The following is a 22148-nucleotide window of genomic DNA, read 5'->3' on the forward strand; positions in this document are numbered from 1 at the left end:
CTCAGATTCAATTATTTGTTATGCTTGTCCAACTAAAAAATAAATGTACCTTTATTTAATGGCCAAAACTTTAACTAAAAAGTTCAGAACTTCATTAATCCGTTATTTGAATAACCCCAATAATGTGAAAAATAAAAAATCGCTAGCAGAGTCTTCTCTTGCAATATACGAAATTGCAACGACTCGATGTGGTAGTGAGCCTGATAAATTCATGGTTTGCATCGATGAAATCATAGGAATCGCTGTTCGTGGAATTAAAGTACACCCTCACCGCGGCGAACTGCTCGATTCGTTTAATCATCAATTAAGTCGATCAGAAAATGGAGCTGAAGCCCAGGCATTTCATGTGCTCACGCTGACCTATCATTTGTATTTAAAAAATAATTTAATTGACCCGGAACAAGCTGCTCGAGAGCAATTGGAAAAGCTACGAACAACGATTCAACAATTAACAGAGGCCAGTCCTTATGCTGAAGAACTAGAAAGCGCACTCGAACAACTTACACGAGTAGTTGGTGAACATTTTAAATTATCCCCTAAAATACAATTTCAACAGTATAAAGAGTTTGAAAAAAAGCTAAGATCAGTTTGTTCTGAATATAAAAGTACCATCGAAAATGATGCGTTCGTTAAATCTGCCTTTTACAGTTTTCTTGCAGCAATCCTCAACATCTTTACTTTGACAGATTCTGCTGAAACCTACCAAAGAAAAAGCAGGTTTTTTCAAGAGGTTTCTCTTACATCGCAAAATACATTGTCCGAATTTAATATTCCATCTGTTGAAGTTGAAAATATTCATGACGAATCAGAAGCAACATTGCCAATTCAAACTTACAATGCCAGTGGCTAAACATTCGAGTTCATTGAACTTATGCTTCTCAGAATGTTTAGGGTATATACCTAGATATAACCTCGATTAACTCATTACGGGACAAACACTTAATGCCTGGGGATCATCCTGCGCTTTATTCTGTAATGACTCTAATTTTTGATCAATACACTTTTTGATAGCCGCTACAGTGTCCGTTTCTCCGTAAACACCTCTGATTTTTTTTATTATCCAGATTTCCGATCGAAGTTCTTTAATAAATTTTAAATGTCCAGCAGGCTCTTTTCCTTTTAACTCCTCCCTTAATCGCAAAAGTTCTTCCATACTTAAATCTGCTTTTTCCAGCAATTTTACAGCATACACTTTATCTTGTTTTAAAGTCCGTAAAGGTTCTTCCCGCATTTTAGAGAGAAAGTGTTTATAGTCTGCCAGCGAATAAACTTTCGGAATCAGGATTGACGCGGAACTGGTTTTTTGTGCTTGAGCAATAACCAATGCATATTCATCTGCCGATAACCCATGCTTTGCCTTATGATGATGCAAATCACAAATCACATCTGCATAATAGACTTTCATCTGTACGTAATAAGGACCCAATGCTGACCTTGCAATTCCTGGATTTTTTAGTTTCTCTGCATATTTTTCAAAATTTGCGATTGCAAAATCCAATGCTGTATTTCCTTCACTGTCTTTATTATTCAGAATACCCTTAAAATATTTTGGTGTTTCATAACAACGATAACTTTGTGTTTGAATTGCAGCATGTAATGCTGGGGTATTTTTTTCGCATGCTTCCTGAATTGATTTCAACATCTTACGTGCTTCCATCTGATATCGCTTTATTTCATTGGGAGAGCAGTTTATTGCAATGCAATGTTGGTGTAATTCAGTAAGAATTGATTTGCTTGCCTCTTCATAATTATGGTGCAAATACTCTCTAAATTCCGGTATTGCTAAAAGCGCTACACGCAATTCGGCTATTTTGGAGGAGCTTGCCCGTTGCACAATGGTCAGAGTACTTTCAGTTTCAGGATCACTACCTACTTCATCCAGAGGCTGGTGCAAACATTTGGAAATAAAACTTTGCGGCATCGCTGCTTGCTTTAAAAAACGCATCCACTTTGCTTTCTGAAATTCAGGATCATCTTTTAAAGATTTATAAGCAGCCCGATCTTCTTCATTATGATATGCTTTTGTACCTGTAGAAATAATAGCTCTTTTTGTCGGCCAATAATGATTTCCTGAGTCTTGCAGATCGGGAAATCCCAGCAAGTCGCGGGTAGTAATGCGAAATTTGTCACTGGAATAGCGAAGATTGGCAAAACGAGCATCCCGGGCAGCCATAATTTTATCACTGAACATCAAATCATGATCTATTTTAAAAAAATGAAAGCAGGGACGACTATTTTCATATGTAACATAATAACCAATATTTCCCTTGTGTAAATCATCTTCTTCTAGTCCATAGGCTGTAGTAAACACATCAGCCAATGAGTCCATATCAATATCTATTGCACCACGTTTTTTTTGTTCCAAAAGCCTCGCAAAGAAATTTTGTGGTAATTTGTCCTGAAAATTAACTCCCTCACCTACTCCATAGGTTTCCATTTCTGCTTCCAGTTTGATATTTTCTGCTTTTGTTTTAAGTTCTTGACATTTTCTTCTCAGCTTCTCTGCTTCAAAAATAACCTGAAGATGCGTAGACATCGGCTCTAAGATAGGTTTTAATTTTTGGGGAATTTTTTGGGCATCAAATCGAATAATTCCTTGATCTAATTGCTCATTACAAAACATAACTGCAACATCAAGATCTTTGGGATCTATATTTTTATATTCCCCTAGCTTTTTCCGTTCATCCCAATATTCTTCCAATCGTTTCTTATAAGCTTCCTCCAATTTTTGTGTTTTGTCTTGATAGACTCTTTTAAGAGCGATTGCTTCCCATTTATTTTTGACAGCAACTTTTTCTTCAATTGCCGTATGCCCTTTTATCCATTGCGCAAAGTCCTCTTCACTAACTTCACCCTTGGGCAATAAACCTGGCGCCTTCATAAAAACGATGTTCTTATCGTTCTTTCGCAGACGCAATAAAGCATGGCCTGCATTCTCAGTACATACACCGACGATTCCACCTTGAGAATCCGTTACTATGTCTTGTCTTAAAGCGCGATGGGGTGCAGCATACGCATTAGCAACCGCGGTAAAGCTAGCTTCCAGTTTAGACGCTTCTTGGCCCCTAACCCCAGGGTGTTTATTCTTTTTAAAAATTACATGACGACCATGCCCTGTTTGATCATAAGCAATCGTTTTTTTATGGACTTCATGAGCACTTTCTTTGGCGTCTTGAAAGCTAAAACCAAAAATACGAGATAACTTCATGATCAGCATGCTCTCATAATGTTCTTTATGATCTAATTATACACACAAAACCTTACTCTTTACTTAACAGCTCAAGTTCTTCTAGTGGTCAACTAATTACCATTATGGTAACTAGATAAATAACTAATTGATTTTAGGATAAAAAAACTTTGCTATTAAAAAAAAATGGGTTATAACTCTCTTACCTGAATCATGGAATGACAGGTACCTAAGATGGGGCAGCATGATGCTGAATATTATTTTTTCATGGAGTGAGAAAATGAACAGTAAAGTATTTTCGCAGCGCTTCAATCGCGAGTTAGCTTCACTGGGCTTTCCGGAAGAGTTAACTGAGAAAATCAAAGCAGTATCTAAAGTATTTGGTGTTTCACGTCATTTAGCAAACTCTTTAATTTTTGGCCACATACTTCCAGTAAAGGAACAACTTAATAAGATTGCCGAAATATTAGAAGTTTGTCCCCAATGGTTAGGGGGTGCAACTGACCGAAAAAAAACTTATCCAGCCCGTGAAACAGCAGATAGTGTATAATAGTTAAGGTTGAGATAATTATTATATATTGTAAAATGCTGTATCTGACTCTAATTATCGATTATCAGATACAGCAGAACATGTATCTATTTCATCGTAGAAAAGCTTTTATTCGCGGATTACTACCATCATGGAATGCTTAAGTTTTTGTATTGCCAAATCAATTGATTTACCACGTGTAGACAATTATTTTAAAAATGATTCAACTGACTTTACTTCACTGAAAACTCGGGATGTTTTAAAGTTAAGCTCGAATCACAACAAAAATCATACCATCTTCATTTTTAAAAACGGTACTGTGGTTTCCTGGGGTATTAAGCGGTATCAAATTAATGATTATCTGAATACCATCAAACTTTTGATTGATAAACCTGTTACCATTTTAGTGCATGATGAATTTCATTATCAATTTGATGATAAAACAACTATAGAACCCCATGATTTTTTCGATGTCGACTGCTTGACTATAGAAGAGGACAGTGACGAACTCAAACTCAGTTTATCTTATGGGTTTTCTCAATCAGTCAAGTTACAATATTTTGAAACCATCATTGATGGGCTGATTGAGAAATACAATCCTATGATCCAAAAACTATCGCATACAGGTGAGATGGAAATTAGCCGTACTCAAATTCAGCAGATTATTGGAGAAATCCTTGGAGCAAAAAGTGAAATGAATTTAATTAGTAATTTCCTTTATCATCCAAAATATTTTTGGCAACATCCAACCTTAGAAGAGCACTTTACTATGTTGGAACGTTACTTACATATCCAAAGACGCGTCAATGCGATTAATCATCGATTGGATACTCTTAATGAAATCTTTGATATGTTTAATGGTTATCTGGATAATCGACACGGTCATAATTTAGAGATTATCATTATCGTATTAATCATTTTAGAAATCGTAGTCGCTGTTTTAAACTTGCATTTTTAATAAATCCATTTTAATAACGAGCAAATTAACGTAAAACAAGCTATCTTTAAAAAAACGAATAATATTTATTAATACCAATTATGCTTAGTAAAACGACCCAACTTAGTGAAGACCAACTCAAAGAACTAGAAGGATTAAAAGCTGCCTGTAAAAAGAAAGATGGCAGCGTACCTAATTTGTATACTCACTTGCTCATCCAAAAAAGAAATTTACCTACGGTCTTGATGTATCATGATAAACAAAAACTAGTCGGATTTTTAAGCGTCTTTTTCTTTTATGAGGATGCAGTTGAAGTGTCAGCGCTTGTTCATCCAGATTATCGCCGGAAAGGTATTGTCAAAAAAATGCTGCGCAATGTTTTACCCCTCGTGAAAGAGCAAGGCTATTTTAAATTGATTTTCTCTAGTCCGTACCTGTTGAACAGTAAATGGCTGCCTGAGCTTGGTTTTTCCTACATGCATAGTGAATACTATATGGAGCGGCATGATTTAACTCCTTTACTGGATCACCAAAAAAACCTGACCTACCGCACAGCAACAGAAAATGATATTCCACTGCTTTGTGTTCTGGACGAGGCATGTTTCTTTAAAACGGAAACAGAATTACTTCCACGCTTTGAACACATATTGAGTGATAGAACATATCAAGTAATATTGGCATTTGAGGACAACCACCTTGTAGGAAAAGCACATATACGCTGGGAAAAAAATGGCGCAACACTTTCTGATATCGCCGTTTTGCCAATCCGACAAGGGAAGGGTCTGGGAACAGCTTTGATTTCATACTGTATAAATCTTGCATTAAGTGAAGGCAAACCCCACCTCAACCTTGATGTAGAAACACATAATCAAAAAGCACTTAACCTATATACTCGGCTTGGTTTTCTAACTCAAAATTCGTGTGATTATTGGGAAATTGATTTCTACGAATTGCAAAAACGAGTTATCGCAAAAAAAAGACGTTAATTCATCCCGTGCTTATCCGGAACGAGTGTTGACTACCTAGTGAATTGTCAGTGAAGAAAAAGCTGGAATACTTAAATTTAAAAACTGGTGTTTTATATCGGCGGTTGTTAGGCAACTTTTTCCTGTAAAGTAGAACCTCTTCATATAGAGCTTGACAGAATTTAAACCCCACCTTTAGTATTGTCCTTAAAAAGCTGGAACAACTATTTACAGCAAAATTGTTTTCAACTTACATAGAAAGTTTCATATTAAAAATAAAAAGGATCATGATGAAAAAAAGGGTTGTTATAACCGGCATGGAAATAACCTCTTCCATAGGAACAGGCTTAGGCAAATTCTGGGAGGCTGCAAAACAGGGACAATGCGGAATAAAACGCATTCAAAACTATGATCCTTCTTCGTATCCCACACAAATAGCAGGCGAAATTACCGATTTTTCCCTGGAACATCTGCCCGAGTTTAATAAGAATAAACGCTATCCGCGAGTTGCTCAATTCGCCCTCTATTGCACACATCATGCAATAGAACAAGCCAAACTCACTCCCCATGAGCTCAGCAAAGCAGGGACTTTCATGGGAACTGGAATGGGAGGATACCCCGAATCAGAAGCAAGTTATAAATTCTTCTTCACTGAAAATTGGAAAAAAATGCAGGCCTTGACTGTGATCAAAGGAATGTCCAATTCCATTGCAAATTTTATCGCCATCGCATTCGGCTTAAGCGGACCTAATTCAACTATTTCTAATGCATGTGTTTCATCAGCTGACGCGATAGGGACAGCCTACCAGCAAATCGCTAACGGCAGAATTTCCACGGCGATCTGCGGAGGTACAGAAGCACCACTTTGGGAATCAATGATGTCTGCGTGGTGTAAATTAAAGGTGATGTCCACTAATAATGCAAATCCAACAAAAGCCTGTCGCCCATTTGATCTAAATCGTGAGGGGATGGTAATGGCAGAGGGGGCTGGAGTTTTAATTCTTGAAGAACTAAATCAAGCGAGAGCACGAGGAGCTACTATTTTCGCAGAAATTATCGGTTTTGGTTCCAGCTGTGATGCATTTCATATTACCGCACCCTCTTCAGAAGGACAGCAACGCGCGATACAAGGAGCATTGGATGATGCAAAATTATCACCTCGAGATATTCAATATCTCAAAGCGCATGGAACTGGAACGCCATTAAATGATATAGTCGAAACACAAACAATTAAATCACTATTTGGTGAAAGAGCCTATGAGCTCCCAATTACGGCACAAAAATCAATGATTGGACATGCAATAGGTGCCTCTGGTGTAATGGAGGTCATTTCCACAACACTTAGTCTGCAACATGATTTGTTATTACCTACAATAAACTTAGAAACTCCAGATCCTGCCTGTGATTTGGATTATGTAGCGAACGAAGCACGTAAAAAGACCATTGATATTGTATTGTCCAATCATTTCGCTTTCGGAGGCGCTAACGTTGCTTTGATCTTACGCAGATACATAAGATAAAAAATAATGGATCCCGCGGACAAGCCGCGGGGCTATGAAGTAAACCACACCCAGGCTGTTTTAAAACATATAGCTTAAGCTAAACAAAGCGCCAACAGTATATATATGGGGGGTTCCTGGACCTTTGCTCAATGTAAGGTTATCGTCCCCCAAATGATGTTTCCCCCAATCTGCAAATTCAGCTCCTACACCTACCTGCCAATTCGGGGTGAGCATTTTTTGCACTCCAAACCCAAGAGTATACGAGAAAGCAACCGTACTCACCGTTTCAAACCAGAATGCTGGAAAAAGGACAGGATCGATTGTCGAAGGAACCCAGTTATGAGCATGGTTCCAACCTACACCAAAACTACCACTTAAATAAGGTTGGAGAGTTTGAAAGCCACAGGCAATAAGCTTTCCTTTAAGCTCTGCGCGCACATGGCTCACGCTATAATAGTATGTATATACATCAGGGAGGCCATTTACATTAATTGTGCCTGAAAAATTGACGTCACTCGCTGCTGCAACCCCAAGTCCAAACTGGGCGATAAAATTGCTTGCGCCAATAAAATGCTGTAACCCGAAAAATAATTCACCAGTACCTAACCAATCAGATTTCGAATCAGCAAGGTACAGGTTGTACTGTGGCGGCGGAAAAGGATAGAGATATTGATCACTCCCTGGATGAGACCACGCAGGTCCTCCGCTTACAGTAATAATTGAGGACCAAACCCGAGGTAAAAGAGGAGCGAACGGGTCATCGCCAGCGTATACTTTTACTGTAAACAGTCCGCAAAACCCTAAGGCTACGATTATTTTTTTCAACATACCTATCCCTTTGATTTTTAATCATGAAATCCAAAGTACTCAGGCTAATTTTATACCGTATTTGGGCTTACTTTTCTATACTTCATTTTTCAATGGCGGCAAACTGAGTTTTGAGATCCGGTCTTTTCCTTCCGGATTAGGAGCAGAGATCCATTACCCCTCCTCATCATAAAGGTTAGGATAATGGGTTTTGATTCCAGCTTATTTCGTAACTCCAGTTTGAAATGTTGTATCAATCGCTGCGTGATCGGAAGGATTTCCTTGTGCTTGCGTGTAAAGTAAGGCATTTTTCAATGTTGCCTGGCGAAAATAAACAAAATCGATCACAGAATTTCCAAAGGTTGGTCCTATGAATGTTCCCTGTTCTTTAACAGCAACAAGACCATAATTAACAAAAGTTGACTCCATGATTTGAGCCTGATTTAAATTATCCTGCAAATTATTAAAATCACCCGTAACAAATGTCGGAATCTTTGCTGCTGCAGAGTAATTTTCAAGGAACTCACTTATTGTTCGCGCATCTTGATTATGGGCAGTCATCTGCCCGCCGACACAATCAGCGTGCCCACCCCAGGCAATACAAAGATGGGTTGTAGCAATTGCTACAACCTCCCCGCTTTTTAAGTTTTTAAATTGAGAAAATACAGCGAGCCTTTGCCCTCCCCCATCAGAAACCATAGGTATCGTTTGGGCGTTTTTTACCATCGCCCAACGAGACCTGTCATAAAAAATAGAAGCATCTTCTTTGTTTCCAGCCAATGTATATTTTGAATCAAGCTTATAAATACTATCCATCAAGGAGTAATCATTTTCTTGAGTAGTAATAAAATCAAAATTATGCACATTAATATAAGAGGTCATCCGGGTAATTGGCGGAGGATTCTTTTTTTTATCCATAGTAGACCAAGAAAATAAGTTGGCTTGCAAGATATGCACCATCGTTGCATTAGCCTTTGTAATAAACAATAAACTGAATAAGACACTTGAAAGGGCGAATCGTAAAAAGCGCATAGTGACTCCCAAAACAGTACTCTAAAAACAGAGCACCTAAGGCGAACACTTTACCATACAGGGCACAACAGAATCATTTTGATTAATATCTTTTCAATAAATTAGCAAATAAATTGATGAATCATCCTGCTTCAATTGCGCCTGACACATCTTCCCGCTAATAGCTGCTTTGCTCTGGAACCACACACTCAGAGTTTTTGGTTGGAACTAATGAGATACTGCTTTTACAATCTTTTGCATAAAATCTTTGTTGATACAATCTAAGATTCATAAATTTCCCTTCTTCATTTTGATCAGAATACACCCAAAGATTTGTTCTCAGAGGCTCTAAAGAAATCGAATCTAAATCTGGGACTGTATTAGGAAAATATTTAAGTAATGGAATAAAATCTTTAAATGAAACTTCTGACTCTGGCGGCTTAAGCCAACCCATCAATTTATCATAGTCTTCTTTTGTAGGGTTCAAGCCTTGCTTATCCCAAGCAATAACGACCGAATATTGAGCTGAGTTCCCGTTATAGTCAAATAACTGCTCCTTCGCTTCAGCAGTCCATTGAAAGCTGCTCCAATATTGGCTTTCACCATTATCAGTAAGAATGGGGAGGCTTAGGGTTTTACTCAATTTCTCTACAGTTTTATAAGGATTTGGACTCGGATTAGGATTGGGATTTCGTGGAACTATATCGCCGCCTTTATTACTAATACTTATGATTTTACCGATGGGACATACACAAGCGTGGCTTTTGTCTTTACCTATACGGTGGGTACCACCCCATATGTAATTTTTAAATAGCATGACATATAATTCAGCATGCCTAATTCCTTCAGCAGTCAACGCATGCTCTCCGGACTGCGTATCTTCGGCATGGCGAATAATGAATACGACGGGCATACATCCATTGGCATTTCTAAAAGCCCCTTGAGGACTACAGGCAGAGTCCGACGCCCAAACATCCACAGAGATTAGCCCCAAAAAAAGAACCCACATAAATCGCATATTTGCTAACCAGTTTCAGTCTTTTAAGTAGTTTAGCAAATAATCAATGTTTTTGTTCCTGAGAAATTCTTAACACCCCCCAGATTTTTTAGGATATTCGATTTTTGCGTTATAAACATTCCTTATTATAAAGGCATCCCAACCTGTAACAAATGTCAGGTTTTCCGGGTATTAATGACAAACTATTATGTTTTTAGGGGCTTTTAGCCCCTGACAATAAACATAAGGAGATGTTATGGGTAAATTTAAATTATATTCATTTTTTTCATGCGCTTTTATTTTTTCGATAGCCACTCATGCCGCAACAACGATCTATATCGATGATAACAACATGAATAACTATTTAACGGTTGGCAAGAATGCACTTATTGGTAAGAACAATGATTATCAGTTCAAATTGTCGAATAAAGTGGCGTTACCTAATGGAGTGATTAAAAAGAAATATAATTTATATTACAAAGACATCCCCGTATTTAACTCAGTCTTAACGAGTTCGGAAATAAATGACAATGAAATGGCGTGGTATGGCCAAATGATGATTGATATTGAGGGCGATATTGTCAACATGGCTCCCGCTATTGATGAAAAAACTGTACTAAATATCACTAAGGGTAAAATCCAACTGAAAGAAAATGATTTAATCAAGAATGAGAAAATTCAACTTTATGTACGCATAAATGATAACAATAAAGCTGAATTGATCTACTTGGTTTCTTTTAATGTAGAGGGATATAAAGTGCAACGTCCTTACTATATAGTGGATGTGCATACAGGCGACCTAATTAGTTCTTGGGATGGCCTGACAACACGGGATGCTGAGGGACCTGGCGGAAATCAGAAAGTTGGGAGCTATTACTATGGACGAGATTTTGGTTTTCTTAACGTTTCGGATAACTGCCAGATGACCAATGCTGATGTGGATACCTATGATATGCAAAATCAGAGAAATGGAGGCACTCTATATCGTTTTGCCTGTCCTGTTAATAGCAGTGACAGACCGGTTAATAATGCTCGGCCTGTGAATGGGGCTTATTCACCACTTAACGACGCCCATTATTTTGCCAGCATGGTTCTTAGCATGTATCGAAATTGGTTTTCAATAAATCCACTCAAGTCAAAATTTAAAGTGCGCGTCCATTTTGGAACAAACTATGAAGGCGCTTTTTGGGATGGCCAACAGATGACTTTTGGTGACGGCGGCAACAACTTATATCCGTTGACTGCTCTTGATGTAATGGGCCACGAGGTAAGCCATGGAGTCACTGAGTTTAATTCCGGTCTTGTTTATAGGGGGCAATCTGGAGGAATTAATGAGGCGTTCTCAGATATGGCAGGGGAAGCAGCTGAAAATTATATGAATAGGCAAATTGGAAAAGAGAATGATTGGTTAGGGGGTGCAGCTATTATGAAAAACCAAGCCGCCATGCGTTATTTTATAAATCCCACCCTGGATGGCGCATCCATAGACAATGCTAAAGATTATAATGACTCTATGGATGTACATCATACTTCGGGAGTATTTAATAAAGCGTTTTATACTTTATCTACGACCCCGAACTGGGATATAAGAAAAGCATTCAGCGCATTTTTACTTGCGAATCAAGTATATTGGCAACCCGAAGCAACGTTTAACAGTGCCGCATGTGGCGTAGCTAGGGCAGCTGCAGATCTTGGATATGAAGTGAATGATGTCCTCGCCAGCTTTAAAGGAGTGGGGGTTAATGCAAATTGTAATGTAACTGATCCAGAATCAGATGATGAAGTAGAAATATCCAATGGTACGATAATAAATAACATCAAAATAAACGCTGGCGATGCGCATCGCTACTTGCTCGAAGTGCCCGTACTCAATAGGTATCCTTACAGCTACGATATGCTTTCCATACACGTATATAACAGCGAAAATAACGCAAAAAATAATGTGCAGTTATATGTTCGTTATGAAAATGGAAGCTTGAAAAAAATTGATCAAGTAAAAAAACTTGCTGGGAATGAATTTTTCAATATTAAAAAGCCAGCCGCTGGAAATTATCATATTTTAATTAAAGGGGTCGCTCCGGATACAGTAAATTTGAACGCTTTTTATGGTAATTTTCAGTAAAGTTTATAACGCACTGTTTTGATTTTAATGCTTCTTCACGAATATTCAAATGGAGGATTGGTTGTAGGTGGCCAATCCTTATGTGAATCATCAATTCGCCATGTTTTTTCTAAAAGTATCGGGTCGAAGCATTAAAACGGATAGATTGATTCAAGAAGTTCAAAAATTAAAATCTATAGCATCGAGGTTTTCACAGTTTTATTGACCGTTTGTAACTACCCGATTCTTTTGAATAATAAAATATCACCCACTCAAAAACTTGTTTGCAGAAGTTTTCGAAGGGCTTACTTTTCAATTAAGGATTAGTGATGCAGGCAATAAAAACACGCATGGCAGAAGTAAAGACCATAGAAGAGTTAAATTCTCTATTAAAAAATTATTTTGCAAGCATTAATATAAAGAGTCTGGCGTTCACCTATTACAATCAGCATACAAAGACTGGCAGCAAATTAGTTTATGAGTGGGCAACAACGTCGCTAGAATGTTGGCATAATTATTATTTGCAAGAAGGTTATGCAGACATAGACAGGACGCTTGAATCTACAGAGCAATCACTTTTACCTGTTTTTTGGGATGTTAAAGAACAATTGCGTTTAGCAAAAAATAAAAGGGGGCGGCGTTTTAAGCAAGAGTCTATCAATTTTGGTCTTGATAAGGGATTATGCATTCCTTTACATGGACCCAAAGGAGAGTTCGTAATTCTGGTTCTGCATCAACGTGTCAATGAAAACGGATTGCAGCATTGGGAAAAGCATATAGATTCCTGGTTCGGCATCCTACATACTTATTTTCATTTCTTAAGGTTGCTGCTAGGGGCAAAAATTATAGGGGAAATTCCGCTCACAAAGCGAGAGCAAGAATGCTTGCGATTGACTGCCGAAGGATTTCGCTTGGAAATGATAGCAAAATCACTGAAAATTAGTAAACGTACGGTCAATTTTCATTTACAAAATGCTAATAAAAAATTGGGGGTAGCAAATAAATATCTAGCTATTATGGCTTTATGGAGCAACTCAAACTAACCAAAAAGAAAGCGAATAGATATTGCGGACTTTCAAATCTTCGCTTCATAAATTCCACTCATTTTACTATTTTTTAGTATCAGTATGGCAAAAATAGCTATATTAATGGGTATACTTGATTTTCAAAAAGATAAAGAACCTGAAAAAATTTTGGAACAGCCCATTTATATAAAACGCGAATTCAAGAGCTACTAGAACGTGTTGAACAGGGATACCAAGACATTTCCAGAAAGGCGAGCACTGAAATGCAAACACTTAATGAACTCATCATCCCTCAAGTTGATGAAATAATTTTTTTTTGCTTTTAGGACATTATGAAGCAATTCAAATATGTATAAATAAAGCGCAGTTTAGCATGCATCGCAATGGAGTGATTAATCGTCTTTTTCGAGCTTTCCAGGCAAAAAATCAAGTCGCCTAAAACATAGCTTTGGAGGTTTCTTGGGTATATAATCAGCTATTTTATAAAAAAAGGCCAATAAATGAGTTATTCACTAGGTGATATAGCAAATAAGGTACAAGGGGTAGTCATAGGGGATGACTCAATAAAAATTTCTTTCTTATCACCTATTGATGAGATTATGCCGGGAAGCCTGGTGTTTGCTGACAGTAATGAAAATGTAAAATTAGCAGAAGCATCGCAAGCAGCTGCCATATTAGTCAATGAACAAACTTCTGTTGTAAAAAAACCATTTATACAAGTAAAACATCCGTTCAAAGCCTTTATCACCCTGATGCATTTTTTCAATCCGCCACAAAAAGTCATTCCTAATATTCATCCTACTGCAGTCATTGGCGAAGGAGTGACATTGGGGAAGGAAGTATTTATAGGACCTTATGTAGTAATTGAACCAGGCAGTAGCATTGGCGATAACTGTATTCTAAAAAGTCATATTCATATTGGTCGTGAAGTGACTCTGGGAGATAATACTACCCTCCATTCCCATGTTACTGTGTACGATAAGTGTCAAATTGGTTCCCGAGTCATCATTCATGCCTCTACGGTTATAGGCTCCGATGGTTTTGGTTATACCTTTGTTGATGGCAAACATCTCAAAGTTCCTCATGTTGGGCGTGTCACTATTGGGGATGATGTAGAAATAGGTGCAAATACCGCTATAGATCGCGCCACGATGGGTGCAACTGTTGTTGGTGAAGGGACTAAAATTGATAACCTCGTCCAAGTAGCACATTCTGTAAAATTAGGTAAACATAATATTCTATGTGGTTTTACCGGCATCGCTGGAAGCACCACCTCAGGCAATCATGTTATTTTTGCTGCCAATGTTGGAGTCAGTGACCACGTTCGCATTGATGATGGCGTGGTATTAGGTGCTCGCACAGGAGTACCGCCAAACAAACATCTGAAAGAAGGGAACATTTATTTAGGAAATCCAGCACGCCCTAAAGATCTTGCGATTCAGCATGAACTCGGCGTCAATCGCATTCCTTTAATGCGCAAAAACATTAAGGCTCTTTCTGAACAAGTCGAATTACTGAAGAAGCAACTTGCCAAAGAAGAGGCAGAATAACTATGACACCCCCCTTGATTCTCATTGACGGCTCATCCTATTTTTTTCGTGCATTTCATGCATTACCACCTTTGACTAATTCAAAAGGACAACCCACGGGAGCCATCTATGGGGTGGCCAATATGATTAAAAAACTCATTAAAGATTATCAGCCGGAGGAACTGGCTGTAGTCTTTGATGCCAAGGGAAAAACATTCAGGGATGAATGGTATCCAGAGTATAAGGCGCATAGGCCGCCAATGCCCCAAGAACTAAGTAGTCAATTTGCCCCCTTAATCCAGCTACTGGAGTCTATGGGACTTCCTATTCTGATTATTGAGGGAGTCGAAGCAGACGATGTAATCGGTACCTTGGCAAAGCAGGCTACTGAGCAGGGAATCCCTGTAGTAATCTCTACAGGCGATAAGGATATGGCGCAACTCGTCAATGAACATATTACGTTAATCAATACCATGAGTAATACCATTTTGGATATTGGGGGCGTCAAAGAAAAATTTGGGATAACCCCGGCACAAGTGATTGATTATCTTACACTTATTGGTGATAGCGTCGATAATATTCCGGGAGTTACGAAATGTGGGCCGAAAACAGCAGTCAAATGGCTTACCGAATATCACTCTCTGGATAATTTGATTCGCCATGCAGATGAGATTGGGGGCAAAATTGGCGAGTATTTGCGTGCAAGCATCCCGCAATTGCCATTATCCCAAAAATTGGTAACAATCAAAACCGATGTTGATTTACCCTTAAGCTGGGGCGAATTAAAACCTAACCCAATAAATAAAGAACGACTGCTCGAATTAACCCGTGAATTTGAATTCAAAAACTGGCTCAAAGAGCTTTTGGGAGAAGAAGGAGGAACCTCCTCAAGTAAGTCCGTTATTTCCAGCGTTCCTTTTGAATTGATTACAACCAACCAGCAATTAAATCAGTTGCTCAATCAACTGGAGCAATGCCAAATATTCTGCATCGATGTAAAAACAACCAGCATAGATATTATGCTCGCAGAACTTGTCGGGATTTCCTTAGCAATTGAAGAAGGAAAAGCAGTGTACATTCCCTTTACCCATACGGATGGCTCTGCGCAATTAATTCGTGAAGAAGTTTTAACTGCTTTAAAACCTATTTTAGAAAATTCTAACATAAAAAAAGTCGGCCAAAACCTCAAATACGATTATGCTGTATTGAAAAATCATGGCATTAACCTACAAGGGGTAAGTTATGACACTATGCTAGAGTCTTATGTACTCAACAGTGGTGCAGGACGTCATGACATGGATTCATTGGCCTTAAAATATCTGGGTCACAAAGCGATGAGTTATGAAGAAGTTGCTGGGAAAGGCGCGAAACAACTACGTTTTGATCAGATTCCAGTGGAAAAAGCGGCTGCTTATGCTGCGGAAGAGGCAGAGATTACCTTGCAACTACACAATAAGCTTTTTCCTGTAATTCCAGAATCCGTACAAAATGTGTTCACCGATATAGAAATGCCATTAGTTACCGTTCTTGCAGACATAGAACGACGCGGAGTACTCATCGATTCCGTGACTTTGAAGAAACATGGAAATCGTTTGAAAGAACGAATTAATGCATTGGAGCAAGAAGCATTACAATTGGCTGGCAGACCCTTTAACCTGAACTCTCCCAAGCAATTACAAGAAATTCTCTTTGATTCGCACAAACTACCGATAATCGCAAAAACGCCAACGGGACAACCCTCTACAGCAGAGTCTGTATTACAGGAGTTGGCTTATGATTACCGCCTTGCCGCCGTGATCCTTGAATATCGCAGTCTTACTAAACTCGTTTCTACGTATATTGACACTCTGCCTAAAAAAATTAATCCCAAAACACTCAGAGTACATACATCTTATAACCAGGCAGTCACGGCAACTGGTAGACTTTCCTCAAGTGAACCCAATTTGCAAAACATTCCCATACGGAGCGAAGAAGGCCGTTTAATTCGTACTGCATTCATAGCTCCTGAGAACTTTCTCATTCTTGCAGCAGATTACTCCCAAATTGAATTACGGATCATGGCTCATCTGTCACAAGACGAAAATCTGTTAAAAGCCTTTGCTCTGGGATGGGATATTCATGCAGCAACAGCCAGCGAAATTTTTCAAACTCCATTGGATGAAGTCAGCAGCGAACAGCGCAGGAGAGCTAAAGCTGTCAATTTTGGCCTGATTTATGGAATGTCTTCTTTTGGCCTGGCAAAACAAATTGGTGTGGAACGTCAGGATGCGCAATATTACATCGATACTTATTTCCGACGTTACCCTAAAGTTTTGGAATACATGAATCGAACCCGTCAACAAGCTCATCAGCTCGGTTATGTAGAAACCTTATTCGGAAGACGTTTGTATTTGCCTGAAATTAATGCGCGCAATTTGGTACGGCAAAAAGCAGCGGAACGAACAGCGATTAACGCGCCTATGCAAGGAACAGCAGCAGACATAATTAAAAAAGCCATGATAGCCATTGCTAAATGGCAAAATGAGCAAAAAAATCCAGCTGCAAAAATGATCATGCAAGTTCATGATGAATTGGTTTTTGAAGTATATGATAAAGAGGTTGACTCAAGCAAAAAGATGATTCGTGAATTAATGGAGACTACGGTAAAACTCTCTATTCCGCTTGTAGTCTCTATTGGTACAGGTACTAACTGGGATGCGGCTCATTAAACATTCGCAAATCTAAAGAGTCAGCGCAAACTCAGAGGTATGTCAAAACGTATTCTGGATGCCGCGCATAAAGCGCGGTACATAGGAGTGGCAATGCAGTGGAATCTGGGTTTCAATCCTTCGGACTTGCCTGCTTGGTTAGGGAACTCAATGTCATTATGAATGATGCGTTGCCCAATAAATATTCAATGCATCACCGTATTCAAGGGGTTTAATGATTTGTCCTCTCACATTTAGGTCTTTGATTGCAAGCTTATCCTCCTTTGTATAAGCATTTGTCAAAATGAATACCTCTGTAAACGCCAATGACGGATCCTTACGAATAATTTTCAGCAAATCAATCCCATTTACTTTGGGAACATTAATATCAAGAAGAATTACTTTTGGATGAATTTTATTTTCCCCTTTTCGTCCATACAGTTTATTTAAGGCTTCTTCACCATTTGAAGCAACCTCAATAGCACAAGACTCTTTAACTTTTTTAAAAATTCGCTTTACACCCTCAACATCAACAATGTCATCTTCAATATACAATATATCAACGATGTTTTCGTGGGATCCCATAGTCATTCTCCTACCGCGTTCATCTGCTTTAAAATGGCTCTTAAAAGCTCACGGAAATCAGGAAGTAGTTTATCTAAAAAGACTTACATTCATTACATTGAATTCATATGTTAATTATAGTATCAATAAAAATCATTTTGTGAAAAAATTGAATTTATTGCCTATAATCTATATTAAATTAATAGAAGGAATAACAAATGTATGAATTAGATAATTCCATTAATTTTATGCTTGTAGATGATGATGAAATTGATATCAAAGACATACAAAGAACTTTTAAGAAAAATAAAATCAATAATCCACTGCACATAGCAACAAATGGGGTCGATGCATTAAATAAATTATTGGGTATCAATGGAGAAAAAAAATTAACCCCCACGCCCAAAATAATCATTCTGGATATTAATATGCCCAAAATGAATGGCATAGAGTTTATGAAAAATATCCGCACAAATAAAAAGTTAAAATCACTACTGGTTTTTATTCTTACTACTTCAAATAGTGAAAAAGATAAAATAGATGCATATAACTTGAATGCTGCAGGTTATATTGTAAAACCATTTCAAGTTTCAGAATTTATGGAAATGATTTCCTCACTACATCACTATTGGAATCTACTTGAGTTTCCTAGCAAAAGTGCAAGTTAGCGCTCACAATTTCTTACTGATACCCAATTGCTGAAGCGTGTTCTTTTTTTTGATTTGCTTAGGCCAGGTGAATGACATCGTAGTCCCATGCCCTACCTGAGACTGTACCATCACTTTTCCGCCCTGAGATTCGACAATTTTTTTAACAATACTTAAGCCAATACCTGTAGACTCCAACTCATCCCTTGCTTTGAGCGTCTGAAAAACAACAAAAATCTTATTAAAAAATTCAGGCGCAATTCCTGGGCCATCATCTTTAATAGTAAACAGGTAAAAAGCACCCAATGTATCAACCTCGATGGTGATCGTACCTTTTTTTCGATGATGGTGTTTAAAGCTATTACCCAGTATATTAGAAAATACTTGAATCAATGGAATTTTAGCGGTTTTAAAAATTGGGAGGCGTTTAGGGTAATGCACTTCAAATCGACCCTCCGGATTAAGATTTTCAATGATATCTTTTAGAATTTCTTTGGTATTCACACGTTCGACGTTCAAATCCAAACGACCTGCTCGTGAATATTGCAATATTCCATCAATTAAATTCGCTAAGCGTAAAGTCCGTTGACGTAATAAGGCCAAATGCTCTTTTGATTTATCATCCAATTTATCGGCATTATCCTCTTCAAGCCAGGTAGCTAATCGTTCAATAGCCCGTAAAGGAGCTTTTAAATCATGTGATGCGATGTAAGCAAATTGCTCCAACTCCTCATTCGTTTTTAGCAGTTGATTTTCGATACGCTTCGCTTCTGTAATATCTTTGGAAATCATAACGTAGCCAACAGGACTTCCCTTATCATCTCGACGTACTGTTAGAGTAACTGCAGCAATAAAACGCGAGCGGTCTTTACGAACACGTTCAAACACTTCTTCCGCGTTTCCTTGTTCTAATGCTCTTTTCATAAAATCCTGAGCCGCTCCGGATTTTATGTCTTCGCGTGTATGGAGTGCAAAAATATTTTTTTTATTCACCATTTCAGAAGCAGTGTATCCATAATTACGGGATGCGCCCTCATTCCATAAGATGATTTTTCCCTGCAAATCTATTCCTATGATTGAATATTCCACCGAGCTGTCCAGAATATTTTGCAGCATACTTTTTGTATAAAAGGTATCTTCTGTTTTAATAGTTTGTACCTCCAAGTCGAACAAACTCTTTTTTGACTGCGTTTTTCTCCGATGTTTTTTAGCCTCTTTTAATGGTTGCATAAGGGAACCAGGCTCATTCGTTTTTTTATCAATTTTTTTGTTTTTACGTATTTTTTTGTGATCTGAGGGGCTCTGTGTCCGGTCATAGTTCATCATCTGGTTTTCCTTAAAAATAGATTGATGCGTCACAGAAATAGGATAATTCTAATTATAGCGCGTGTTTCAGGTGCTTGCTGATTTTTACGTTGATATCACTCTGAAATAATAGATTTCAAGCCAGATGAAGTAATCAAAGATGATAGCTGGCTTGTCTTTTAGAACGAGTTATATGTGAAAAAGCCTGTGTTTCAGCGACCGATTCATCAAAATAATACGCCCAGGTTTTTTGAATGCATTCTGGACTCACAGTTTTAGTCCAAGTATTGTACTCATTCACCAGACGATTATACTGGATCAAAACTTTAGCGAAAGCGCCACGCATAAATTCAGAATCTGACCAGGTAATAAGAGGGAGATGAGGATATTTTTGCAGTATGATTGCTGCAAGTTGTGGTCCATGAGTAGAATGTTCGTTAATCAAATTCAACTCACCATCAATGACAACTAAATCCGGCACATGAGTATCTATAAAAGACAGGGCATCCTGACTATTACTTGCAACATCGATTGTTACTGAAGCAATAACTGACTCTAATAGTCGAGACAAGCAAAATGCATTAAAAGCGTTGTCCTCAATAATTAATACACGCATCGCGTCCGGGCTCCCTGTTAGTTCATCGTTAAGTATAAAGATCAAACCTTAAGGAAGAATTAAGAAATTATTTTTTAAAAAAATTTATTTTCTCCTTATTATAAATAGACAGAACAGTCTAAATTAGACTATAGTATATTTATTTAAATTCTGTTGTTCTGATATGAAAAAGGCAATTAAAAATTTTTTACCCACAGCGGAGGCAATCCAACGTTTATTGTCTCCTTATGCAGAAGTTATTGTGCATGATGTAACGCAAAATAAAATTGCGGCTATTTACAACCCGTTTTCCAAACGCCGAGTAGGTGATTCATCACTGCTAAATGAAGGGGATCTACAACTTCTGAATGATTGTGTTGGCCCCTACGAAAAAACAAATTGGAATGGAAACAAACTCAAATCAGTTAGCAGTATGATTCGTGACGAAAACCATAAGGTAGTGGGCATGTTGTGCATTAATCTTGATGTTTCAGTAATGGAAAAGTTTAATGAATCTTTGCAACAATTTCTTCAGTGCACTCAGTTAACAGCAAAGCCAGAACCCCTATTTAAAGATGATTGGCAAGAGCGCATTAATACCTACATTCATCATTACTTAAATGAACATCAAATGCTTCTTGATTCATTAAATCGAAAAGAAAAAAAAGCCTTAATAGATCATCTGTATGCGATTGGTGCTTTTTCTGGGAAAAATGCAGCCCAGTATATTGCGCAAATTCTCAATGTGTCACGCGCCACTATTTATAATTATCTACATCGATCCTTGGGAGAAACATGAATGTTTGATGTAAAAACCGAAGTACTTAAAGCTGAAAATCGAATTCGTAGCCATATTCGTGAAACACCTTTGGATTTCTCTTTGCCGCTAAGTAAACTTACCAATGTGAATCTTTATTTAAAATGTGAAAATTTACAATATACAGGCTCATTCAAAGTTCGGGGAGCACTTAATGCCTTACTCTCTCTAAAAGAAGACCAGCAAAATGGTATTGTCGCCGCATCTACAGGAAATCATGGAGCAGCGATTGCATATGGACTGCATAAATTAAATCTTCCAGGAGTTATTTTTGTACCTGAAAATGTGTCTCCTGTAAAAAAGGAAAATATTAGTTTTTATAATGCCCCACTTAGGCTTTATGGAAAGGATTGCGTTGAAACTGAATTACAGGCAATAGACTATGCAAAGCAACACGCTCTTGTTTACGTGTCACCTTATAATAATGCGCAAGTCATTGCGGGTCAGGGCACTATTGGTATTGAGCTTATGCGCCAAGTGGATTCAGACGTTATTTTTATCCCTGTAGGCGGTGGTGGATTAATTAGCGGAATTGCGGGATATATTAAAGCAGTTTCTCCTAAAACAAAAATTATTGGATGTTTACCTGAAAATTCTCCGGTCATGTCAGAGTCGATTAAAGCAGGAGCAATTATTTCCATGGAAACCTTGCCCACTTTATCCGATGCTACAGCAGGAGGAGTGGAGCCTGCTGCAATAACCTTTGATCTGTGTCGCGAGTACGTTGATGATTTTGTTTTAGTCTCCGAAAACGAAATTCGCTCTGCCCTACTTACGGTATTGGAAATCCAGCATCTGTTAATCGAAGGTGCCGCTGGCGTAGCTCTGGCTGCATTTTTAAAATGTGCTCCATATTATCAAGGAAAAAATGCAGTGGTTGTTTTAAGTGGGGCGAATATTAGCCTGGAAACATTAAGAAATGTAATCCAGTAATTAAATAATC

At 38.0% G+C, this 22148-nt stretch carries 19 protein-coding genes; 12 read left to right on the forward strand and 7 right to left on the reverse strand.

Annotated features, from left to right (window positions below; all coding sequences use genetic code 11):
* Positions 1 to 58 precede the first annotated feature (58 nt).
* Positions 59 to 850 carry a hypothetical protein gene (locus tag FOLKNPGA_RS17250; RefSeq protein WP_182351049.1) on the forward strand — a complete coding sequence of 264 codons (792 nt, stop codon included), beginning with the start codon at positions 59 to 61 and terminating at the stop codon, positions 848 to 850.
* Between the two features lie 66 nt (positions 851 to 916).
* On the opposite strand, the gene FOLKNPGA_RS17255 is transcribed toward FOLKNPGA_RS17250, so the two are convergent.
* Positions 917 to 3208: a hypothetical protein gene (locus tag FOLKNPGA_RS17255; RefSeq protein ID WP_182351050.1), complete on the reverse strand. Its 2292-nt coding sequence runs from the start codon at positions 3206 to 3208 to the stop codon at positions 917 to 919.
* Between the two features lie 259 nt (positions 3209 to 3467).
* On the opposite strand from FOLKNPGA_RS17255, the gene FOLKNPGA_RS17260 reads away from it, so the two are divergent.
* The 4 genes from FOLKNPGA_RS17260 to FOLKNPGA_RS17275 all read left to right on the forward strand — a co-directional run bounded on the left by FOLKNPGA_RS17260 (position 3468) and on the right by FOLKNPGA_RS17275 (position 7138).
* The gene (locus FOLKNPGA_RS17260; protein WP_182351051.1) at positions 3468 to 3737 is read left to right on the forward strand and encodes a hypothetical protein; all 270 of its coding nucleotides are present in this window, start codon (positions 3468 to 3470) and stop codon (positions 3735 to 3737) included.
* A gap of 130 nt (positions 3738 to 3867) precedes the next feature.
* Entirely contained in the window at positions 3868 to 4674 is an 807-nt protein-coding gene (locus FOLKNPGA_RS17265) for an RMD1 family protein (RefSeq protein ID WP_182351052.1), read from the forward strand.
* Positions 4675 to 4754: 80 nt separating this feature from the next.
* Positions 4755 to 5639, forward strand: a complete 885-nt coding sequence (locus FOLKNPGA_RS17270; RefSeq protein WP_182351053.1) for a GNAT family N-acetyltransferase — start codon at positions 4755 to 4757, stop codon at positions 5637 to 5639.
* Between the two features lie 269 nt (positions 5640 to 5908).
* Positions 5909 to 7138: a beta-ketoacyl synthase gene (locus FOLKNPGA_RS17275; RefSeq protein ID WP_182352900.1), complete on the forward strand. Its 1230-nt coding sequence runs from the start codon at positions 5909 to 5911 to the stop codon at positions 7136 to 7138.
* A 60-nt stretch (positions 7139 to 7198) separates the two neighbouring features.
* On the opposite strand, the gene FOLKNPGA_RS17280 is transcribed toward FOLKNPGA_RS17275, so the two are convergent.
* From FOLKNPGA_RS17280 to FOLKNPGA_RS17290, 3 genes are all read right to left on the reverse strand, one after another.
* Entirely contained in the window at positions 7199 to 7948 is a 750-nt protein-coding gene (locus tag FOLKNPGA_RS17280) for a hypothetical protein (protein WP_182351054.1), read from the reverse strand.
* Positions 7949 to 8149: 201 nt separating this feature from the next.
* Positions 8150 to 8959: an endonuclease/exonuclease/phosphatase family protein gene (locus FOLKNPGA_RS17285; protein WP_182351055.1), complete on the reverse strand. Its 810-nt coding sequence runs from the start codon at positions 8957 to 8959 to the stop codon at positions 8150 to 8152.
* Between the two features lie 157 nt (positions 8960 to 9116).
* On the reverse strand, positions 9117 to 9956 hold the full coding sequence (locus tag FOLKNPGA_RS17290; RefSeq protein ID WP_182351056.1) for a hypothetical protein: 840 nt from the start codon (positions 9954 to 9956) through the stop codon (positions 9117 to 9119).
* A 235-nt stretch (positions 9957 to 10191) separates the two neighbouring features.
* Between FOLKNPGA_RS17290 and FOLKNPGA_RS17295 the strand changes: the two genes are divergently transcribed.
* From FOLKNPGA_RS17295 to polA, 4 genes are all read left to right on the forward strand, one after another.
* On the forward strand, positions 10192 to 12057 hold the full coding sequence (locus FOLKNPGA_RS17295) for a M4 family metallopeptidase (RefSeq protein WP_182351057.1): 1866 nt from the start codon (positions 10192 to 10194) through the stop codon (positions 12055 to 12057).
* Between the two features lie 308 nt (positions 12058 to 12365).
* Complete coding sequence (locus FOLKNPGA_RS17300; RefSeq protein ID WP_182351058.1) at positions 12366 to 13079, forward strand: helix-turn-helix transcriptional regulator; 714 nt, start codon at positions 12366 to 12368, stop codon at positions 13077 to 13079.
* 482 nt (positions 13080 to 13561) lie between these two features.
* Positions 13562 to 14611, forward strand: a complete 1050-nt coding sequence (gene lpxD, locus FOLKNPGA_RS17305) for a UDP-3-O-(3-hydroxymyristoyl)glucosamine N-acyltransferase (RefSeq protein WP_182351059.1) — start codon at positions 13562 to 13564, stop codon at positions 14609 to 14611.
* A 2-nt stretch (positions 14612 to 14613) separates the two neighbouring features.
* Positions 14614 to 17298, forward strand: coding sequence for a DNA polymerase I (gene polA / locus FOLKNPGA_RS17310; RefSeq protein WP_182351060.1), 2685 nt, complete (start codon positions 14614 to 14616; stop codon positions 17296 to 17298).
* A gap of 156 nt (positions 17299 to 17454) precedes the next feature.
* On the opposite strand, the gene FOLKNPGA_RS17315 is transcribed toward polA, so the two are convergent.
* The gene (locus FOLKNPGA_RS17315; protein WP_182351061.1) at positions 17455 to 17862 is read right to left on the reverse strand and encodes a response regulator; all 408 of its coding nucleotides are present in this window, start codon (positions 17860 to 17862) and stop codon (positions 17455 to 17457) included.
* Positions 17863 to 18059: 197 nt separating this feature from the next.
* Here FOLKNPGA_RS17315 and FOLKNPGA_RS17320 point away from each other — a divergent pair, with 197 nt between their 5' ends.
* Positions 18060 to 18509 carry a response regulator gene (locus FOLKNPGA_RS17320; RefSeq protein WP_182351062.1) on the forward strand — a complete coding sequence of 150 codons (450 nt, stop codon included), beginning with the start codon at positions 18060 to 18062 and terminating at the stop codon, positions 18507 to 18509.
* Positions 18510 to 18512: 3 nt separating this feature from the next.
* Here the strand turns inward: FOLKNPGA_RS17320 and FOLKNPGA_RS17325 are convergent, their stop codons facing one another.
* Positions 18513 to 19814 (reverse strand): ATP-binding protein, encoded by a 1302-nt coding sequence (locus FOLKNPGA_RS17325; protein WP_232890303.1) that lies wholly within the window; start codon positions 19812 to 19814, stop codon positions 18513 to 18515.
* 133 nt (positions 19815 to 19947) lie between these two features.
* The gene (locus tag FOLKNPGA_RS17330; protein ID WP_182351063.1) at positions 19948 to 20409 is read right to left on the reverse strand and encodes a response regulator; all 462 of its coding nucleotides are present in this window, start codon (positions 20407 to 20409) and stop codon (positions 19948 to 19950) included.
* A gap of 163 nt (positions 20410 to 20572) precedes the next feature.
* On the opposite strand from FOLKNPGA_RS17330, the gene FOLKNPGA_RS17335 reads away from it, so the two are divergent.
* Positions 20573 to 21187, forward strand: a complete 615-nt coding sequence (locus tag FOLKNPGA_RS17335) for a transcriptional regulator (protein WP_182351064.1) — start codon at positions 20573 to 20575, stop codon at positions 21185 to 21187.
* Positions 21188 to 22138 carry a threonine/serine dehydratase gene (locus FOLKNPGA_RS17340; RefSeq protein ID WP_182351065.1) on the forward strand — a complete coding sequence of 317 codons (951 nt, stop codon included), beginning with the start codon at positions 21188 to 21190 and terminating at the stop codon, positions 22136 to 22138. It begins immediately after the preceding gene.
* Positions 22139 to 22148 lie beyond the last annotated feature (10 nt).

Origin of the sequence: Legionella sp. PC1000, assembly GCF_014109805.1 — a bacterium.
Taxonomy (GTDB): Bacteria; Pseudomonadota; Gammaproteobacteria; order Legionellales; family Legionellaceae; genus Legionella; species Legionella resiliens.

Excerpts from the sequence above, each read along its gene's own strand:
- FOLKNPGA_RS17335 (WP_182351064.1), top strand. The coding sequence starts at position 20,573 with ATGAAAAAGGCAATTAAAAATTTTTTACCCACAGCGGAGGCAATCCAA.
- FOLKNPGA_RS17325 (WP_232890303.1), bottom strand. The coding sequence starts at position 19,814 with ATGATGAACTATGACCGGACACAGAGCCCCTCAGATCACAAAAAAATA.
- FOLKNPGA_RS17315 (WP_182351061.1), bottom strand. The coding sequence starts at position 17,862 with ATGGGATCCCACGAAAACATCGTTGATATATTGTATATTGAAGATGAC.
- FOLKNPGA_RS17270 (WP_182351053.1), top strand. The coding sequence starts at position 4,755 with ATGCTTAGTAAAACGACCCAACTTAGTGAAGACCAACTCAAAGAACTA.
- FOLKNPGA_RS17290 (WP_182351056.1), bottom strand. The coding sequence starts at position 9,956 with ATGCGATTTATGTGGGTTCTTTTTTTGGGGCTAATCTCTGTGGATGTT.
- FOLKNPGA_RS17320 (WP_182351062.1), top strand. The coding sequence starts at position 18,060 with ATGTATGAATTAGATAATTCCATTAATTTTATGCTTGTAGATGATGAT.
- FOLKNPGA_RS17265 (WP_182351052.1), top strand. The coding sequence starts at position 3,868 with ATGGAATGCTTAAGTTTTTGTATTGCCAAATCAATTGATTTACCACGT.
- FOLKNPGA_RS17260 (WP_182351051.1), top strand. The coding sequence starts at position 3,468 with ATGAACAGTAAAGTATTTTCGCAGCGCTTCAATCGCGAGTTAGCTTCA.
- FOLKNPGA_RS17340 (WP_182351065.1), top strand. The coding sequence starts at position 21,188 with ATGTTTGATGTAAAAACCGAAGTACTTAAAGCTGAAAATCGAATTCGT.
- FOLKNPGA_RS17275 (WP_182352900.1), top strand. The coding sequence starts at position 5,909 with ATGAAAAAAAGGGTTGTTATAACCGGCATGGAAATAACCTCTTCCATA.
- polA (WP_182351060.1), top strand. The coding sequence starts at position 14,614 with ATGACACCCCCCTTGATTCTCATTGACGGCTCATCCTATTTTTTTCGT.
- FOLKNPGA_RS17300 (WP_182351058.1), top strand. The coding sequence starts at position 12,366 with ATGCAGGCAATAAAAACACGCATGGCAGAAGTAAAGACCATAGAAGAG.
- FOLKNPGA_RS17295 (WP_182351057.1), top strand. The coding sequence starts at position 10,192 with ATGGGTAAATTTAAATTATATTCATTTTTTTCATGCGCTTTTATTTTT.
- FOLKNPGA_RS17280 (WP_182351054.1), bottom strand. The coding sequence starts at position 7,948 with ATGTTGAAAAAAATAATCGTAGCCTTAGGGTTTTGCGGACTGTTTACA.
- FOLKNPGA_RS17255 (WP_182351050.1), bottom strand. The coding sequence starts at position 3,208 with ATGAAGTTATCTCGTATTTTTGGTTTTAGCTTTCAAGACGCCAAAGAA.
- FOLKNPGA_RS17330 (WP_182351063.1), bottom strand. The coding sequence starts at position 20,409 with ATGCGTGTATTAATTATTGAGGACAACGCTTTTAATGCATTTTGCTTG.
- lpxD (WP_182351059.1), top strand. The coding sequence starts at position 13,562 with ATGAGTTATTCACTAGGTGATATAGCAAATAAGGTACAAGGGGTAGTC.
- FOLKNPGA_RS17285 (WP_182351055.1), bottom strand. The coding sequence starts at position 8,959 with ATGCGCTTTTTACGATTCGCCCTTTCAAGTGTCTTATTCAGTTTATTG.
- FOLKNPGA_RS17250 (WP_182351049.1), top strand. The coding sequence starts at position 59 with ATGGCCAAAACTTTAACTAAAAAGTTCAGAACTTCATTAATCCGTTAT.